Source organism: Enterococcus sp. DIV2449a (genome assembly GCF_051711225.1).
GTDB lineage: Bacteria > Bacillota > Bacilli > Lactobacillales > Enterococcaceae > Enterococcus_D > Enterococcus_D casseliflavus.
The window spans coordinates 2,515,265-2,530,175 of sequence record NZ_JBIOME010000001.1 but is presented as its reverse complement, the minus strand read 5'-3'; the positions used below and the strand labels follow the sequence as shown (position 1 = coordinate 2,530,175).

The following is a 14,911-nucleotide window of genomic DNA, read 5'->3' as shown; positions in this document are numbered from 1 at the left end:
CTTTTGCAAGCAAGCCTTCTTGTTCGGGGGCTATGTAAACTACAGATAAGTAGTATAAGGGGTATGGGCAAAGCATTCGTCTTCATGAATCAAATAGATGGCAACAGCAAATTGTTCGGCGATTTCTTGACACAAGGGCAGCAGGGTTTGAACCTCGTTCGTTGTTAATGTGCTCAAGACATTTTCGATTAAAAGGGTTTCTCTTTCTGAAAGTAAAGCTAAGAGCAGTTGAATTTTGAGCTCCTCAAAGGGCGTTAACTCTGTTCGATTTTTTTTCAAAGCCGATAAGGGAAGCTGTACATAAGGCAGCACATCCTCTAAATCGCCCCCCTTTTTATTTGCAAGAGATACATTGTCCATGACCGATAAAAAGGGGACGGAGGGCCACTGTGCGCGAATCAAGATTGCTTTTTTTTGTGAAAGCAGCAAACTTAATTCAGATGTTTTTGTTTCATTGTCTTTCGCAACATAAAAGAAACCAATTGATTTCGTTAGCTGAGTTGGTTTTTCCATTGTTTTTTCCTCCAATACAGACTATGTCCGCTAGCAATCAGACCAGTAAAGCTGGTAACCGCGGCAATCAATACGATAAGTGTGTGGCGCGTACTTTCAAATAAAATAGCCAGCCAGGTGGTGCTGTTCAAGTCAACATTTTGGACAAGAATTTGACTGTTTTGTGGGATCGTAATGGCGAATTCTTGACCGGGAAGACTTTGAACAGCCTCCCAAAAGTGATCCGAAGCACGCTCACGATCAAGAGCGATGATATGCCCGCTAAGCAATTCTCGCTGGAAATAAGGCTGGAAGAGCAGCAACAACACAAAGGCGATCACGGCAGCTGCTAAAAGCGGCAAGAGCATTTCAAGCAACTGCATCGCCACCCATTGTCTGGTGGTGGCACCACTTGCTAACCAGGCAGTGTATTCTGAGCGTTTCGATAATTGGTAATAAACTTGAAAGCCGATAAAGACCAGTGTAAAGGCGCTAAAAATCAAATAGAACAGTTGATGATAGATCGTCGTGACTGGTTGGATCTCTTCCGCTACTTTCGTTTGCAAATCTTCTGTTGTTAAGAGATCTCTGGTTTGAGCGATTACTTGATCCATTGAGTAGATCAAAGCGAAGGTCACGATCAAGCCAATCACGGCAAAGAAGGATACAAGCGTATAAAGCACCATGGCTTTTTTATGATAAAATATGCTGGCAATCGCAAAATGTATAGTTTTCATCTAGTTCACCTCATCCTATTTCATAGTATAAAAGGGGAGTTTGAATAAAGTATGAAGTTCTTGTAGTAAAATATCGAAGCTAAAAAAGCAATAGAAAAAATCGGGTTTTTACGAACAAAACAGCCGAAAAAAATCCAGCAAAGCATCCGCCTTGCTGGATCGATCTTGTAGTACTTATAGGTTATTCTCCGCTATCTTGTTCCGTCATCTGCTGGTATTCTTGGAAGGTTTTTGTTTGGTACAGATCGACGGTCGATTGATTGCCGTTTTGAGAAAAGGCGCTGGTTGAATCACTGCCTAGATTCTTTTCGATATCCATCATTTGCTGAAGGGCGTCTTTGTAATTATAGGTCGAAGGATCGACTTCTTCTAAACCGCTCTTCGCATAGAAACGTAAGAGATCACCATTGTTGATCTGATCAGAAACCGACAGCTGTTTGTCAACTTTGGCTTTCCACTCATCGACTTTCGCTTGCAGTTCATCGGATGGATCGTTGATCGGCATGCCGGTACGATTGTCATACAATGTACTGCTATAGTAAGTGTAGTCTGGTGTCACAAAGTCGCCATCGCGGAAGGCAACCAGTTGTTCATTTTGATCAGAGAATAAATCTTGTCCCAATTGAATATAGTTCGATGTATCTACACCGAGTAAGTGCAAGAGGGTTGGCAATGCATCAACTTGGCCACCATACGTATGATTGATGCCGCCGTTTGATTGTCCTGGAATATGGATCATATAAGGGACACGTTGCAATGAAGCATTGTCAAAGTTTGTCCAAGTCGAACTTGTTTTTCCAAGCAATTCTGCTAAGTTGCGGTTCCGAGAATTGGAAATTCCGTAATGGTCACCATATAAAACGATGACTGAGTTTTCGTACAAGCCGCTTTCTTTCAAGTAATTAAAGAACTCTTCTACGGCTTTATCTAAATAATTCGCGGTTGCGAAATACCCATTGATCGTTTGATCCGAAGTGTTCGCTAGCGGGAAGCCGCCTTCTTCATTGGTAAATTCAGAATATGGGTAGTGGTTAGAAACTGCAATGAATTTTGAATAGAACGGTTGTTGCAGACGTTCTAAGTATTGTACCGATTGTTCAAAGAACGGTTTGTCATGTAAACCGTATTGGAATGAATTTTCATCATTGACATCATAATACGATGCGTCGAAGAAATAATCATAGCCAAACCGTTTGTAGGTTTCATTTCGGTTCCAGAAGGTACCCGTATTTCCGTGGAAAACCGCACTGGTATAGCCTTGGGTTTGACCTAAAATATCTGGCGCTGCCTCAAAGGTATTTTTCCCACCCAGTTGAGTGAATAATGCCCCCTGATTCAATCCGAACAAGGAATTTTCGAATAACGTTTCCGCATCACTGGTCTTCCCAGCTTTTACTTGATGGAAGAAGTTATCGAAACTAAAGGTACTATCGCTATGATACAAACTATTGATAAATGGCATGACTTCATGTTCAACACCATTTTCATCTTTTAATTTATAATCGATCAAGAATTGCTGAACACTTTCTAAGTGAATATAAATGACGTTCTTGCCTTTTGCGATACCGAACAGATCATCATTCGGTTCCGCGTAATGTTCTCTGACATAGCTTTCTACTTCGTTCATGTCGTTGGGACTTGCTTCGGCACGTACTTGCGAAGCTTGATAGGTTTGCACGCCATCATAAACCGTAAAGGCGTTGATCCCAAGGTATTTCACTAAATAGTCACGAGAAAACGTTCGAGTAAGCAGTTCAGGACGATCCGCTTCTGCTAAGAAAAGATTGGCAGAAAAGACCATGACAGCTAAGGTTGAGATCGCAAAAGCCATCCGTGCCCGCACAGGACGAGTGTCCATTTTGATTTTTTTCATTGAAAAGGCTGCAATCAGCACGATAAAGTCAATGAAGTACAACACATCGTAGGGACGGAACAAGCGAATTGCGCTTTCTCCTAGACCACTTGCTACTTTTCCTACACCGAGCATCGTGTTGATGGTGATAAAGTCAGTGAATTCTCGATAGTACGAAACATTAGAGAACAACAGCAGAGTCATCAAGAAATAGATCACAAGCATCGTGATATAAGCTGCTTTGGTTCTTCTTACGTACAATGCGATCGACAGCAGCAACAAAGTCGTTGCGATCGGATTGATGAATAAGATGAAGTACTGAATGCTGCTTTCAATACCTAGGTGGAAGTCCACCATATAGGCAAAGATATTTTTTAGCCAAAATAATAGGGCTAATAGGAAAAAAAAGCCCATTCTTGTATTCACAAAGGTGGATACTTTATTTTTTTTCAAAGGAATCGTCCTCTCTTTTTCCAGTATAACCGGTAAATTACGATTTTACATCACAGTACATTTTACTAGGCTGTGAAAGACGTGTCAAATGAATTCCTTGTCATGACGCGGAATTAAGTATTTCTTTACTTTCAAGGATACAGACAATACAGTCGCTTTTTGCTATACTAAAAAGGAGAATGAATGGAGCAGATGAACATGAAAATAAAACTAACGAAGCAAGGATCAGCGAAGCTTCGCAAAAAGAATCCGTTGATCCAACGAGAAGATCTTCAACAAGCAATCGAGACGAAGGAGTGGGTCACCTTTATTGATCAGGCCAACCATTTCTTAGGTGTCGGCTATCTTGGGGAACAAAATAAAGGGATCGGATGGGTCGTATCCTTTGAAGAAACAGTGATCGACCAAGCATTCTTTGCGCAACGCTTTGCGAAAGCAAAAGGCAAACGCATTGCTTACTATCAAGATGACCTGACAGATGCCTTTCGTCTGTTTAATGGCGAGGGGGATCAATTGGGGGGACTTACCGTAGATTTGTATGGCGAGTATGTCGTTTTTTCTTGGTACAATGCCACCCTTTATCAACATAAAAAAGCGATCGTGGCGGCTTTTCGTCAAATATTTCCCGAGATCAAAGGGGCTTATGAAAAAATCCGCTTTACGTCTGAACTGCCTGAATCAGCATGGGTCTATGGAAAAACGGCACCTGAACCCTTACTGGTGAAGGAAAATGGCGTCACGTATGCGACGTATTTGAACGAAGGACTAATGACGGGCATCTTTTTGGATCAAAAAGAAGTTCGTGGGCAACTTGTTGATGGCTTGGCAGCTGGCAAGACGGTTTTAAATATGTTCAGTTATACGGGGGCGTTTTCTGTCGCTGCTGCTGTCGGTGGCGCTGCTCAAACAACGAGCGTCGATTTGGCAAAACGCAGTCTAGAAAAGACCCGCGAACAATTTGCAGTCAACGGCATTGATCCAGATACCCAGCGTATCCATGTCATGGATGTTTTCAATTACTTCAATTATGCCAGCAAAAAAGACTTGCGCTTTGATGTGATCGTTTTAGATCCGCCGAGTTTTGCCCGCAACAAGAAAAAGGTCTTCTCGGTTGCGAAAAATTATGGCGACTTAGTCACTGATAGTTTGGCGATTTTAGCGCCTGATGGCTTGTTGATCGCCTCAACGAATGCGGCCAATCTTTCACCGAGGAAGTTTCAAGAAATGATCGAAGCATCCTTAGAGAAAGCACACGTTGCTTATGAATGTATTCAAAGTTATCGTCTACCAGCTGATTTTGCGGTAGATAAGCATTTTTCCGAAGGGAACTATCTGAAAGTATTCTTTTATCAAATGAAAAAGGAGTGAAGTAGATGAGCCGATCAAAACCAGTAACGTTAGACGGGAAAACACCGTTGATTTGTGTGCCATTGATTGGGAAAACCAATGAAGAGATCTTGAAACAAGCCATTGCTGCTGAGGAATCAGAGGCACAGATCGTCGAATGGCGTGTTGATCATTACAAACATGTCGAAGACCAGCAAGCGGTCTTAGATGCGTTATCACATATTCGCACGACATTAAAGCACAAAGAGCTGCTCTTCACTTTTCGAACCTTGGAAGAAGGAGGCGAGCGAGCGTTCACATTGACCCAGTACAAAGAATTGTGTTTAGCTGCTGCTGATTCAGGCTTGATCGATTGGATCGATGTCGAATTAGAGAAAGCTGAATTTTTAGGTCGAGCCTTTATTCAAGAAATCAAAAAGGCACAGGTAAAGCTGATATTGAGCAATCATGATTTTGAGAAAACGCCAGAAGATGCTGTGTTGATTTTAAAGATCGGCGTAATGAATCAATTTGGTGCCGATGTTGGCAAGTTAGCGATGATGCCCAAGCAAGTCCAAGATGTTTTACGTTTGATGGGGATCATTACTAAAGCGCGTGGCTTCAACCAACTGCCGTTGGCGATCATGTCGATGGGGGAGCTGGGGAAAATCAGCCGGGTTAGTGGGGCATTGACTGGTTCGGTCTTTACTTTTGCTTCGTTGCAAGGTGCTTCAGCACCTGGACAAATACCGATCGAACGAATGACCAACTACTTACAAGAATTTTCACTCAATGAGTAAGACCAGCCAAGGCCTTCTCTTAAAAGAAACCAAAACAAAAGAGGGATAAAATGGCGAAGAAGAAACAAAAAACCAATGCGATCCGTCAAGTAGAACAACAGAAAATCGCTTATAACGAATACACCTATGAGTGGTCGGAAGACCATCTCGATGCGCAATCCGTCGCTGTGCAACTAGCACGCCCGCAAGCCATCTACAAAACGCTGGTGGCAGTGGGCAACAAAACAGGTCCGCTGGTGGCTGTGATTCCTGGAAACAGAGAAGTGGATCTGAAAAAGTTAGCCAAAGTCAGTGGAAACAAAAAAGTAGAGATGCTGCATCTGAGAGATTTAGAAGAAACGACTGGCTATATTCGCGGCGGCTGTTCGCCGATCGGGATGAAAAAGCTCTTTCCTACTTATATTGATCATAAGGCAGAGACACTGGAAGAAATCGTGGTTTCTGCAGGAAAGCGCGGGTTGCAGATGGGGCTTGCCCCACAAGCGTTGCAACAATTGACTAGGGCGGTCTTTGCCGATTTGTTGGCACCTGAACACGAATAAAAAATCCCCGTGAACCATCTTGAAATGCCGTTCACGGGGATTATTTTGTACTATTTTATTCCATTACTTCAATATCGAAAACCTCAATATTTTCTAAACCACCATAAAAGTCAAACCATGGAGTGGCATATTGTTTTAGAATGGCGTTTAATTCTTCAACATTTTCTTTCCCTTGGGTGTCCAGCCATTCCAGTAATGCTTTGGCGCCTTGCTTCCCATAGATTTCCACACTATCGCGCCAAGTTGCTCGTCCACCTAAGATTCCTGAGAATTTAGCACCATGTTGACCAGCAAAGGTCAATTCATCGCGAAAGACATTCGCTGGGACACCCGCACTCAAATAGATAAATGGTCGCGTCGCAGCGTCACTAGCTTCTTTGAAGTAATTGGCGGCTTCTTCTTGCGTATAGACGGCCTCTAAGCCTTCTTTTTGGAAACCTTCAACTAAGTCGAACTGAACCGGTACTTCGACTTTCAAAATATCGATATGGTAGTGATCTTTCGTCAGTTCCTGAATGGTTCGGATGACCTTGCTCGGTTTGATCTTGGCAAAAGCAGGTGATTTGTCATCTGTGATCTCATCGTCGTAAACGATTGGCTCTACAAATAACGGAATATCGGCCGCTTGTGCCTCCGTACCTAAACGTTCTAAAAACGCATGTTTGGTATCTAAAATCTCTTGCGGTTCATCTGGATTATAATAAACCAAGACTTTCGCAGCATCTGCCCCTTTTTTCACTAAGCGCTGCAGCGATTCATTGGGTAGAATTTCTGGCAAACGACCCTGCGTATTGACATCATACCCTGTTTTTTCATAGGAAAGGATCAAGCCAGCGTTGGGATTCTTTGCTTCGATCCCTAAGAAGCCATATTCCTCGTCTAACAAAATACTGCTGACATATTTGGTCAATTCTTGGGAAACCAACTGCTTGAATTCATAAATGTGTTCCATCGTAAAGTCATCCGGTCCAGTTGCCGCCTTCATCATTTTTTTCATGGAACCACGTTGGTCGATCGCTAGTGCGGCAATCACACCATCCTCATTTGAAAGTTTTTGCATTCGTTCAAATTTACCTCTTGAAATTCGTTTCATTAAAAAAACCTCCCTCGATCTTGCTATCTTTAGTCTACGCCTACTTTGAGAAAAACCCAACTAATAAGCAAAAAGAGAGGAGACCCAGGTGTTGGTAGCAACGGCAAGGATATTGCTGCCAACACCTGGGTCATCGATCAATAACTGAAATAACTAGCTGTTTCTGCTGCGTTTTTCCCTGAAACATGTCCAGTACAAAACGCTGCTGTAATGTTGAAACCACCTGTATACCCATTGATATCCAATAATTCACCAGCAAAATACAAGCCGTTGATTTTCTTGCTCTCCATGGTTTTTGGATTGATTTCTTTCAGATGGACCCCGCCACCAGTCACGAAAGACTTTTCTAACGGGAACGTGCGAACGATAGTGACTGAAAAGCCTTTGATCAAGGAAGCGAGCGCAGCCAACTGTTCTGGTGAGGCTTTTTCAGCAACCAGCTCATGCAGGTCTAGCTGCTGCAAAAAGAAGGTCATCAAGCGCTCAGGCAAAAAGCCAGCTAAAGCATTCGGCAATTGTTTCTTCGAAGCCGCAGACTGAATCAATTCCTGGGTCAAGGCTTCATGGGATTTTGCTGGCAGACAATCCAGAACAACCGTCACGGGTTGTTGCTTTTTCAATTCTTGGTTCACAAAAGAGGAACAGCGTAAAGCAGCTGGACCAGATAACCCAAAGTGGGTAAACAAAAGATCCATGGTATGGGCGACGATGGGCTTTCCTTTTTGATCCAAGACACTCAACGTGATGTCTTGCAAGGAAATGCCTTGCAACGTCCGCTCTTGAATAAAGGAGTCTTCTGAAACAAGCGGCGATTCGGTTGGATAAAGTGGCGTAATGGTATGGCCGACTTTTTTTGCCATCTTATAGCCGTCCCCCGTTGCGCCCGTGGAAGGATAGGTGCGGCCACCTGTCGTCAAAATCACACTAGGGGCAGAGAACTCATCGGTTTCGGTTCGCACGCCGCGAATTTGACTGCCGTCATGGATCAGCTTTGTGACGACTGTGTTCGTCAATAGGGTGACGTGATGATCGTTGATTGCTTGAAGCAACGCTTCGACGATGGTTTTTGATTTGTTCGTCACAGGGAACATCCGTCCGTGGTCTTCTTCTTTTAAGACGACACCTAAGTCTGCGAAAAACGCCATTACATCATAATTATTGAATTGAGAAAACGTGCTATACAAAAACTTGCCGTTTCCTGGAATATGAGCAACTAAATCATCTACCGGCCGATTATTGGTTACATTGCAGCGTCCGCCGCCAGTCATCAATAATTTCTTGCCGATTTTTTTGTTTTTTTCGATTAATAACACCCGCGCACCTTGTTTGGCAGCAGTGATCGCAGCCATCATGCCGCTCGTACCTGCACCAACAACAATGACATCATAGGTTTTTTCCATTCTTTTCACCTCTTTGGGATTGTAACACATCGGCTATGAGTGCTGAAAGGATTGGTCGTTTTTTTTCGAATAATAAAAAATTCTGACAATTCTAAAAAAAAGCGTGCAATTTCAGAAAATTTCTTTAAAATAGAAAATATCTTAAAGGAGGTAATGCACTATGACCAAAGCTTCAGCTTACGTGAAAGAAATTCAAGCGAAGATTCATGAGAAAGACCAACACCAACCGGAATTTCTTCAAGCAATTGATGAATTTTTGCCTACGATCGTTCCCTTTTTAGAGGAGCATCCAGAATATATTGAATCAAATATCCTTGCACTCTTAACTGAACCAGAACGTTTTATCCAATTCAGAGTCCCGTGGCAAGATGATCAAGGCAACTGGCAAGTAAACCGTGGCTATCGGATTCAATTCAACTCGGCAATGGGGCCTTACAAAGGCGGCTTGCGTTTTCACCCAAGTGTAAACTTGAGTATCTTGAAGTTTTTGGCGTTTGAGCAAATCTTCAAAAACAGCTTGACAGGTCTGCCGATCGGCGGCGGCAAAGGCGGAAGTGATTTTGATCCAAAAGGCAAATCCGATGCCGAAGTGATGCGTTTTTGCCAAAGCTTTATGACGGAGCTGTCAAAACATATCGGACCTGACTTAGATGTTCCTGCTGGCGACATTGGTGTCGGAGGCCGAGAAATCGGCTATTTGTTTGGTGCCTACAAACGATTGAAACAATACGATGCTGGTATTTTAACTGGTAAGCCATTAGACTTCTGGGGCAGTAAAAACCGCACAGAAGCAACGGGTTATGGCGCCGTGTATTTCGTTAAGCATTTATTGACAGACCTAGGTGAAACCTTTGCAGGCAAAAAAGCGATCGTTTCTGGAAGCGGCAATGTTGCGATCTATGCAATTGAGAAATTGCAAGAATTAGGTGCGATCCCTGTCACGTGTTCTGATTCCTCTGGTTTTATCTATGACAAAGACGGCATTGATCTGGCCTTGTTAAAAGAGATCAAAGAAGTGAAGCGTGAACGGTTGACGGCTTACGCCAAGGAACGTCCATCAGCCGAATATCATGAAGGGGCATCTGTCTGGGATTTTGATACACCAGCGGAATTAGCCTTTCCTTGCGCGACCCAAAACGAGATTGATCTCTCACAAGCCAAACGTGCAAAAGCCAATGGTGTCCGGGTCGTTTCTGAAGGCGCGAATATGCCTAGCTCATTAGAAGCAGCAGAATATTTTATTGAAGAAGGAATTTTCTACTGCCCAGGAAAAGCAGCCAATGCTGGCGGCGTAGCCGTTTCTGCGTTAGAAATGAGTCAAAACTCCCAACGACTGCAATGGGAAAAAGCTGAAGTCGATGCCAAATTGGACGATATCATGAAGTCGATCTATGAAGCATGCCGTGATACTGCTGAAACCTTCGATCAAAAAAATAATTTTATGTTAGGTGCGAACGTCGCAGGCTTTGAAAAAGTTGCTAAAGCAATGTTTGCTCAAGGACTTGTCTAAAATCACCCAACAGGCTACCTATCAGGAATTACTTGAAAAAAGTTGAAAAAAAACGTAAAGTAGGTAGTGTATGAAAAACTATTTTTTCAAGGAGGACAAATCATGTCACACATCAAGTTTGACTATTCGAAAGTAGCACCATTCGTGAACGAATACGAATTGAGCTACATGCAAAGTCAAGTTACAGCAGCAGACAAACAATTACGCGAAGGAACAGGTGCTGGTAGCGACTTTTTAGGTTGGATCGACCTTCCTAAAAACTATGACAAAGATGAATTTGCGCGTATCAAAAAAGCGGCTGAAAAAATTCAATCTGATTCTGAAGTATTAGTCGTGATCGGGATCGGCGGATCTTATTTAGGAGCGAAAGCAGCGATTGATTTCTTAAATCACTCTTTCTTTAACTTGCTACCAAATGAAGAACGCAAAGCACCACAAATCTTTTTTGCAGGTAATTCGATTTCTTCAACATACTTAGCAGATTTGATCGAAATCATCGGTGACCGTGACTTCTCTGTGAATGTGATCTCAAAATCAGGAACAACTACTGAGCCAGCGATCGCTTTTCGTGTTTTCAAAGAACGTTTGATTGAAAAATACGGCAAAGAAGAAGCCAACAAACGGATCTACGCAACAACGGATAAAGCGAAAGGTGCAGTAAAAGTTGAAGCAGATGCTGAAAACTGGGAAACCTTTGTGATTCCAGATGACGTCGGCGGCCGTTTCTCTGTATTGACTGCTGTTGGTTTATTACCAATAGCTGCCAGCGGAGCGGATATCGATGCCTTGATGCAAGGGGCTGCAGATGCTAGCGATGCTTACGCAAGTGACGACCTTGAAAAAAATGAAGCGTATCAATATGCAGCAATGCGTAACATCCTTTATCGTAAAGGCAAAGTAACCGAATTGCTGATCAACTACGAACCAGGCATGCAATACTTCTCAGAATGGTGGAAACAATTATTCGGCGAGTCTGAAGGAAAAGACCAAAAAGGGATCTATCCTTCAAGTGCAAACTTCTCAACAGATTTGCATTCTCTTGGGCAATACATCCAAGAAGGCCGTCGCAATATCTTTGAAACAGTTGTTAAAGTTGAAAAACCACGCAAATCAATTGCGATCCCTACACAAGAAGCAGATCTTGATGGTCTTGGCTACTTAGAAGGAAAAGAAGTTGATTTTGTTAATACGAAAGCCTTTGAAGGAACATTACTTGCACATACAGATGGGGATGTACCAAATCTGTTAGTAAAAATTCCTACAATGGATGCATACACGTTAGGTTACACCATGTACTTCTTTGAGATCGCTGTGGGTATCTCTGGCTACTTAAATGGCGTGAACCCATTTGACCAACCAGGGGTTGAAGCGTACAAGAAAAACATGTTCGCCTTACTTGGCAAACCAGGTTTTGAAGATCTTGCAAAAGAATTGAACGAACGTCTATAATTCGATAAAGAAACGCCTTGAGCCAGTCTGATTGGCTCAAGGCGTTGTTTTATTTTCGTATTTGTTGTGTTACTAGTTCGTTGGGCCAATAAATCAGCGGTCTTCTTTTAATCCCCAAAGCAACGCAGCAGACAATAGTCCAAAGATACAGGTTTGAATAATTGGCATTTGGCTCATCTCCTTTTGATTTCCTTTAGTATAAAATGCTTTTTAAGAAGTGGCACGAACAAACCAGTGTGTTTCAACGAACGAAACTGTCATTTCTTGGTGACAAATGCGTGATGAATTGAAATAAAACGTTTTCAATTTGATGCTTTTTTGTTATTATATCTTTAAGAAAGAAAACGGTTGAGGTGAGGATATGGAGAATATTACGATCGGTGAAAAATATGTCTGCCAACCTGTCGGGGCCAGCAAGCCTCTGATTGGTGTGGTGGAAAAACTATACGTAAATACGGCGTTGATCGTCGTTTCAAGTTATGAAGAAGAAGATCAAGTACAAGTAGAAGCTTGTAATCGTCGGATGATCGTCAGTTTCAATAAAATTTGTACGCAAACGAACGTTGCCTAACCAACTAGCAAAAAATGCTGCTCAACGGAACACCGTGAGCAGCATTTTTCTTCGTGTGAGATCAGCCAACGCCGATCACAAAATTCAATAGTTTGTCTGAATAAGTCATATCTTCTTCCGTCACACTCAACTCTTCATTTAAGATCTCCATCTGGTCAGTAATGATCCCGTCCACCCCGTAAAAACGCATCCGGCTGATAGTATCCGCATCATTCGGGGTCCAAACGAACACTTCCTTGCCATCGGTTCGGGCAGAAGCGATGAAGTTGCGGTTGATCGTACTGTATTCCATCGTCAGAAAATCAGCACTGGTCAGTGGTGGCCCCACGACATTGAAGGGCATGATGTAACCTGAAATCAATTGAGGCGCCTGAGCCTTTAATTCCTCAACAACTGTATAGGAGAGACTTTGCATAATATGACCATTTGCAAGGAGGTCCTCTTGATATCTTGCTAAAAAGGCATTTACAAGTTCCGCGGTATCTTTTCGCTGCGTTTTGATCTCCACCAGCAGTTTTTGGTCCAATTGGTTGGCAAGTGCCAAGTACTCATCAAAGGTTGGAATACGCGCTGTCTGATTGTTTTCCGAAACTGTCAGTGATTCGGCGTAACTCAAAGGCAATTGCTCTGGTTTGCCATGACCACCTGTCAACGGACGGTAAGAAAAATCATGATAAACAATAAAATGACCATCACTGGTTTGCTGGACGTCCATTTCAACATAATCCGGTTGGTACTTCTCGCTAGTAAAGCGTAGTGCTTCAAGAGAATTTTGGACCCCTTGTCCGTCGCTGACCCCTCGATGGGAGATCGTTACCGGATGGATCGAAGCAGCTGAAGTCAGATAGTTCATATTATATAGACTAACACCGACACCGAAAAGCACCGTTACCAAGGTAAACAACGAACTTTTTAGACCTAAGAAGTGACGCTGGTTCAATGGTTCTTGGTGGAACCATGAAGGAATCTCTGGTAAAAAGCCTTCATCATCCATGAAATCAACGATGATGTAAAAAATGGCTACCGTCGATAAAATGACATTCAGTAACAAGATAAACTGCAAGAAAGTCATAATAAAAACAGCACTATACAACGCATAGTTCGGTGTAATAACTTCAATCACCGCCTGAATGGTAATCAGCAAAGTGAAGCCCAGTGTCGAAATCAACAAGATGCTGCCACCGATAAAGACAAATTGTCCAACGATGGCAAAAAAACGGCGTTTTGTTACTTGGAGGCTTTCTTTGATCGCTTTTCGAAAGGGCAGATCACGTAATATCATTTCTGGCAAGGCAAAGATCACGCGAATCCCCAAGTAAATCAACAAAACATAAACCAACAGCACTGCCCCGATGATCAAGACACGGTTGGCAAAAATGAAATCCATGATAAATGCGGGAATTTTGATTTTTGCGAGTAAATCAGAATTAAAACTCAACCCACCGATCGGTAAAATCAGTAAGAAGTAAAACAGGAAAAATAAAAAGGTCATCGGCCGTAATTTACGCAACTGCAAAACAGTCATCCGTAACAATTGCCGCAAGCTGATCGGCTGTTTCTTTTTAATAAAATAGACACTTAGCAGCAAAAAAGTAAACTCAAAAAAGACGGCTAATAAAATCAAAAGTAAAATCAGTGTTAATGAGAGCAGCACGACTGGGTGGTCGGTAAAGATACTGCCAATATTATCAAAAGAAAGGTAAGGCAAGCCCCCACGTTTTATGACGAACTTGGTGGAAGCCGATAAGATTGGGATCACTAAGAACAACAAAGCACCGTGCATCAGTAACACATCACGGAAGTAGGCATTGCTGTCTTTCAAAAAATCCCAAGTGTTGACTAAGCTGTTTTTTAAATAATTCATTGTCGTCATCCTAACAAAAGTAAGTATTTTGGTTCCTATTTATTCTAAAAAGGCGGAAAAAAAGAGTCGAACAGTTTCAGAAGCACATTCGCCACAGGTATAGATCCCTGTATGAAAAGCAGCTCCTTCATGTTCGGCTCAATGAATTGATCGTTTTTCTTACCTATTTTTCTTATCCGCCTAACAAACCAGTTAAGAATGTTCCACCATAAATCAAAGCCATGCTGTACAAGAAAATTGAAGCAGGTTTTGCCAACAAAATAATCAGCGTAAATTTCTTCACTGTCATGTTGGTCAAGCCAGCCATTAGACAAAGGGCATCATCTGGGGCGACTGGTAGAAAGATTGCAAGGGCGAAAAGTTTTTCAAATCGGCTTTGGTTATCTAACCAGCCAATATATTTATCGTAAGTTTTGTCACTGATCATACTTAAAATGAATGGTTTACCGTATCGTCGGCCTAGCAGGAAAATAATGACAGAACCAATACTGATTCCTACATAGTTATAAACGAATCCTAGATAAGGACCGAAAATCAACACACCTGCAGCGCTGGAGACACCACCGGGAATGATCGGGATCACTACTTGCAAGATCTGCAAAAGGATAAAGACGATTGGTCCTAAGATAACGGAATTTCCAACTAGACCTCGCAGTACATTAATGTCTTTGAAAACACCTAGATTGATAAAATAGATCGTTAATGCGATAGATAAACCTAAGCCAATAATAGAAATCGTATTAATGATACGACGAGAAGTTGCTATGCTCACAGGACTTCATCTCCTTTATGTTTCATAATCCCACTATACGGGGTGAGACC

13 protein-coding genes are annotated in these 14,911 nt (G+C 42.4%); 6 read left to right on the top strand and 7 right to left on the bottom strand.

Annotated features, from left to right (window positions below):
- Positions 1–39 precede the first annotated feature (39 nt).
- The 3 genes from IGI76_RS12010 to IGI76_RS12000 all read right to left on the bottom strand — a co-directional run bounded on the left by IGI76_RS12010 (position 40) and on the right by IGI76_RS12000 (position 3,495).
- Complete coding sequence (locus IGI76_RS12010) at positions 40–513, bottom strand: hypothetical protein (RefSeq protein ID WP_231435081.1); 474 nt, start codon at positions 511–513, stop codon at positions 40–42.
- Entirely contained in the window at positions 492–1,229 is a 738-nt protein-coding gene (locus IGI76_RS12005) for a hypothetical protein (protein ID WP_128489347.1), read from the bottom strand. The genes IGI76_RS12010 and IGI76_RS12005 overlap by 22 nt, the downstream gene beginning before the upstream one ends.
- A gap of 181 nt (positions 1,230–1,410) precedes the next feature.
- On the bottom strand, positions 1,411–3,495 hold the full coding sequence (locus IGI76_RS12000) for an LTA synthase family protein (protein ID WP_050979041.1): 2,085 nt from the start codon (positions 3,493–3,495) through the stop codon (positions 1,411–1,413).
- A 237-nt stretch (positions 3,496–3,732) separates the two neighbouring features.
- Here IGI76_RS12000 and IGI76_RS11995 point away from each other — a divergent pair, with 237 nt between their 5' ends.
- Genes IGI76_RS11995 through ybaK form a run of 3 tightly spaced genes read left to right on the top strand, consistent with a single transcriptional unit; the run spans position 3,733 to position 6,202 of the window.
- Entirely contained in the window at positions 3,733–4,902 is a 1,170-nt protein-coding gene (locus IGI76_RS11995) for a class I SAM-dependent rRNA methyltransferase (RefSeq protein WP_010749701.1), read from the top strand.
- 5 nt (positions 4,903–4,907) lie between these two features.
- Entirely contained in the window at positions 4,908–5,660 is a 753-nt protein-coding gene (gene aroD, locus IGI76_RS11990; protein ID WP_005229128.1) for a type I 3-dehydroquinate dehydratase, read from the top strand.
- A gap of 50 nt (positions 5,661–5,710) precedes the next feature.
- On the top strand, positions 5,711–6,202 hold the full coding sequence (gene ybaK, locus IGI76_RS11985; protein ID WP_010749699.1) for a Cys-tRNA(Pro) deacylase: 492 nt from the start codon (positions 5,711–5,713) through the stop codon (positions 6,200–6,202).
- Between the two features lie 55 nt (positions 6,203–6,257).
- On the opposite strand, the gene IGI76_RS11980 is transcribed toward ybaK, so the two are convergent.
- Complete coding sequence (locus IGI76_RS11980) at positions 6,258–7,295, bottom strand: tagatose 1,6-diphosphate aldolase (protein ID WP_231435080.1); 1,038 nt, start codon at positions 7,293–7,295, stop codon at positions 6,258–6,260.
- Between the two features lie 137 nt (positions 7,296–7,432).
- Positions 7,433–8,695 (bottom strand): NAD(P)/FAD-dependent oxidoreductase, encoded by a 1,263-nt coding sequence (locus IGI76_RS11975; protein ID WP_010749698.1) that lies wholly within the window; start codon positions 8,693–8,695, stop codon positions 7,433–7,435.
- A gap of 160 nt (positions 8,696–8,855) precedes the next feature.
- Between IGI76_RS11975 and gdhA the strand changes: the two genes are divergently transcribed.
- From gdhA to IGI76_RS11960, 3 genes are all read left to right on the top strand, one after another.
- Complete coding sequence (gdhA, locus tag IGI76_RS11970; protein ID WP_010749697.1) at positions 8,856–10,205, top strand: NADP-specific glutamate dehydrogenase; 1,350 nt, start codon at positions 8,856–8,858, stop codon at positions 10,203–10,205.
- Positions 10,206–10,307: 102 nt separating this feature from the next.
- Complete coding sequence (locus IGI76_RS11965; protein ID WP_005229134.1) at positions 10,308–11,654, top strand: glucose-6-phosphate isomerase; 1,347 nt, start codon at positions 10,308–10,310, stop codon at positions 11,652–11,654.
- Positions 11,655–12,015: 361 nt separating this feature from the next.
- Positions 12,016–12,225 (top strand): hypothetical protein, encoded by a 210-nt coding sequence (locus IGI76_RS11960; RefSeq protein ID WP_231435078.1) that lies wholly within the window; start codon positions 12,016–12,018, stop codon positions 12,223–12,225.
- 61 nt (positions 12,226–12,286) lie between these two features.
- Here the strand turns inward: IGI76_RS11960 and IGI76_RS11955 are convergent, their stop codons facing one another.
- Positions 12,287–14,089 carry a glycerophosphodiester phosphodiesterase gene (locus IGI76_RS11955; protein WP_333718650.1) on the bottom strand — a complete coding sequence of 601 codons (1,803 nt, stop codon included), beginning with the start codon at positions 14,087–14,089 and terminating at the stop codon, positions 12,287–12,289.
- 172 nt (positions 14,090–14,261) lie between these two features.
- Positions 14,262–14,861 (bottom strand): TVP38/TMEM64 family protein, encoded by a 600-nt coding sequence (locus tag IGI76_RS11950; protein ID WP_333718649.1) that lies wholly within the window; start codon positions 14,859–14,861, stop codon positions 14,262–14,264.
- Positions 14,862–14,911: the final 50 nt, after the last annotated feature.

What these genes read in the sequence shown, in the direction of transcription:
- IGI76_RS12010 (WP_231435081.1), bottom strand. Translation starts at nt 513, where the DNA reads ATGGAAAAACCAACTCAGCTAACGAAATCAATTGGTTTCTTTTATGTT.
- IGI76_RS12005 (WP_128489347.1), bottom strand. Translation starts at nt 1,229, where the DNA reads ATGAAAACTATACATTTTGCGATTGCCAGCATATTTTATCATAAAAAA.
- IGI76_RS12000 (WP_050979041.1), bottom strand. Translation starts at nt 3,495, where the DNA reads ATGGGCTTTTTTTTCCTATTAGCCCTATTATTTTGGCTAAAAAATATC.
- IGI76_RS11995 (WP_010749701.1), top strand. Translation starts at nt 3,733, where the DNA reads ATGAAAATAAAACTAACGAAGCAAGGATCAGCGAAGCTTCGCAAAAAG.
- aroD (WP_005229128.1), top strand. Translation starts at nt 4,908, where the DNA reads ATGAGCCGATCAAAACCAGTAACGTTAGACGGGAAAACACCGTTGATT.
- ybaK (WP_010749699.1), top strand. Translation starts at nt 5,711, where the DNA reads ATGGCGAAGAAGAAACAAAAAACCAATGCGATCCGTCAAGTAGAACAA.
- IGI76_RS11980 (WP_231435080.1), bottom strand. Translation starts at nt 7,295, where the DNA reads ATGAAACGAATTTCAAGAGGTAAATTTGAACGAATGCAAAAACTTTCA.
- IGI76_RS11975 (WP_010749698.1), bottom strand. Translation starts at nt 8,695, where the DNA reads ATGGAAAAAACCTATGATGTCATTGTTGTTGGTGCAGGTACGAGCGGC.
- gdhA (WP_010749697.1), top strand. Translation starts at nt 8,856, where the DNA reads ATGACCAAAGCTTCAGCTTACGTGAAAGAAATTCAAGCGAAGATTCAT.
- IGI76_RS11965 (WP_005229134.1), top strand. Translation starts at nt 10,308, where the DNA reads ATGTCACACATCAAGTTTGACTATTCGAAAGTAGCACCATTCGTGAAC.
- IGI76_RS11960 (WP_231435078.1), top strand. Translation starts at nt 12,016, where the DNA reads ATGGAGAATATTACGATCGGTGAAAAATATGTCTGCCAACCTGTCGGG.
- IGI76_RS11955 (WP_333718650.1), bottom strand. Translation starts at nt 14,089, where the DNA reads ATGAATTATTTAAAAAACAGCTTAGTCAACACTTGGGATTTTTTGAAA.